At 35.2% G+C, this 2816-nt stretch carries 1 protein-coding gene; it reads left to right on the top strand.

Features of this window, described 5'->3' with window-relative positions; genetic code table 11:
* Positions 1–1776, top strand: a 1776-nt coding sequence (locus CER22_RS30785) for a sensor domain-containing protein (protein ID WP_142293615.1), incomplete at its 5' end; no start/stop codon positions are given.
* Positions 1777–2816: the final 1040 nt, after the last annotated feature.

Below are 2816 nucleotides of genomic sequence, written 5' to 3' on the forward strand. Positions count from 1 at the left end.
ATGCAAAACAAAGATTTAACCGAAACATTAAAAGTGTTTAATAATCAATTAGAGCAAAAAGTATCTCAAAGAACAGCAGATTTAATAACCAAATCCAATGACTTGGTTAATAATCAAGAGAGATTTAAGTCCTTATATGAGTATCATCCAGATCCTATTTTAACGATTGATTCAAATGGTACTGTGTTAAATATAAACCAGTCTGGAAGTACGTTATTAGGAAAAAACAGTGATGAATTAATAGGTAAAGAATGCTCTTCAATTTTTATAGATGAAGATAGAACTGAATTGGAAGCAGCTCTACAGGAAGGGAATCGATGCAGTTCGACTTCGTTACAATTACGGGTGAAAAACAATAATGAGAAGGACATTCATTTTTGGTGCGTGACCATTGTTCCTATTATGATAGAAGGACAAACTTTTGGGAGTTATGTAATGGTAAAAGACATTACGAGAATGAAGCAACAACAAGATAAGATAAACTATCTAGCATTCCATGATACAGTGACGGAGATTGGAAATCGAATATTCTTCCAACAAGAATTAGAAAAATCCATTGAGCGTGCACAAAAAACGCAGGGTGAATTTGGACTCCTGTATATAGATTTAAATCGTTTTAAGACCATTAATGATACAATGGGACATTCAATCGGTGACAGTGTTTTAAAAGAAGTTGCTAAACGTTTTAGGACATGTCTGTCACCGTCTATTCCTCTAGCGAGAATAGGGGGAGATGAGTTTGCAGTCTTAGTCCATAACCACACAGAACAACAGCTATTGGATTTATGTGAAAATCTGTTTCGTATAACTGAAAAACCATTTGTAGTAAATCAGCATAGTTTTTACTTATCTCTTAGTATAGGAATAGCAGTGTATCCGTTTGGAGGAATAAACACTACTACACTTTTACAACATGCTGATATCGCCATGTATAGCGCAAAGGAAAAAGGTAACAATGCTGTTTGTATGTACGACGAGACATTATCTCAAAAAATAACAAGACGATTACAATTAGAACAGGATTTACCGAATGCAATTGAAAATAATGAGTTGTTTTTATTGTATCAACCACAAGTTGATAGTAAGACAGGAAAGGTTATTGGTGCAGAGGCTTTAATACGTTGGCAACATCCAGAGCTTGGGCTAATTTCACCTTTTGAGTTTATACCTATCGCGGAAGAAACGTCGCAGATTATTTCAATTGGGAAATGGACGTTACAGGAAGCGTGTCGGCAACTGAAAGAATGGCATTCTGCGGGCTATTCAAATTTAAAGATGGGGATAAATTTATCAGCTATAGAGTTTGAACAGAAGGGCTTTGTTCAAACAGTCATATCTATTATAGAAGAAGTAGGGGTACCAGCTAACTCGATTGATTTGGAATTAACAGAGCGTATTGCCATGGTAGATGAAAAAGAAACTTTATCGAAGTTAAAAGCATTAAAATCATATGGTGTACATTTATCAATTGATGATTTTGGTACAGGATATTCTTCATTAGCGTATCTACCTTTGTATCCAATTGATACTTTGAAAATTCCAAGAGAATTTGTGAATAGGATTGGAACTTCAAATGATGGAGATGAAATTATACAAACTATTATTTCGTTAGCCCATACTTTAAATATGAAAGTAATAGCAGAAGGGGTAGAAACGAAGGGGCAATTAACAGTGTTACAACAAAATGCATGTTATCTAATTCAAGGGTATTACTACAGTAAGCCTGTAAATGAAGATGAATTTATTAATTTTTTAAATACGTCACAAAATAAATAAGTCCAAAAAACTATATGAATTAAAGTGAGGAGATGTTCTACTCATATGGAGTAGAACGTTTTTCTTATGTTTACTTTCAGAAGGTATGCAGTTAGGTTTCTGTTTTTGAGGGTATATTTAGTATCCATATTCTCAGTATTAGATTTGTTGTGAACTACTCGCCACTTAGGAAAGTTTGAAGTGGGAGATTCTCAGCTCCATGGCGAAAATAAGCTTTCGGCTCTCTGATCGTTACTTAGGGATGTTCCACCCTAGATGTGCTTCGTATACTCGCTCTTTTGGTACAATTGATATTTTACGCAGGAACCAAATGGCTTGGTTTTCGCACTTCATTTTCTTCCTTCAACGTCCTATATCAAGTTATCAAAGAACTTCATATAGCTAGTTTATATGCCGAACGGATATTCATCTCCCACCTATCGTTGGCTACGTCCTTCGCGCTTGAGGAAGGAGAATTCTTTTGGGGAATACGTTGAAATTTAGAAAATATCTTGATTCGATTATCCTAATTGTGTAATATATGGTTATATTGTTCGTTTATTTGATTCCGTTTATTCCCACACCTTCTTGTGTTGTGGTTGAGTTGTAGAAGCAAGTTACGTCTTGTTTCAATTGTGAAAGGGCTTCTTTGAGCCGATTAGTGTATATATAGTTTATTTTGCTATGCACATTATTAATCGACTTGAAGAAGCCTTTTTTGTACTGTTTTCAAGTTCGCAGGCTAGGTTATGAATCTTAACAAATTACAAGAAAGAGGAGATATGAAAATGAAAAAAGATAACATTTGGACAGTAGAAGATGATTTAGAAGAGCAGGGAACAAGATAGTGATCCAAAGAGCTGGATGATATATTTGCTGGAAGGGATGCGCTATCTAAAATTACAGGTGAAGAACTACCATTTTATTGAACTACTCACCACTTAACGTCCTTACGGTGAAAACATAAGTATCTTGTACGTTGACTCACCACGCTGCCTACTTTAGCTTGGTTTTCGCAACTTCAGCAAACGTGGGGCGAAAGAACGTTGAAGATTTTACGG

Origin of the sequence: Bacillus sp. K2I17 (assembly GCF_002209985.1) — a bacterium.
Taxonomy (GTDB): domain Bacteria; phylum Bacillota; class Bacilli; order Bacillales; family Bacillaceae_G; genus Bacillus_A; species Bacillus_A wiedmannii.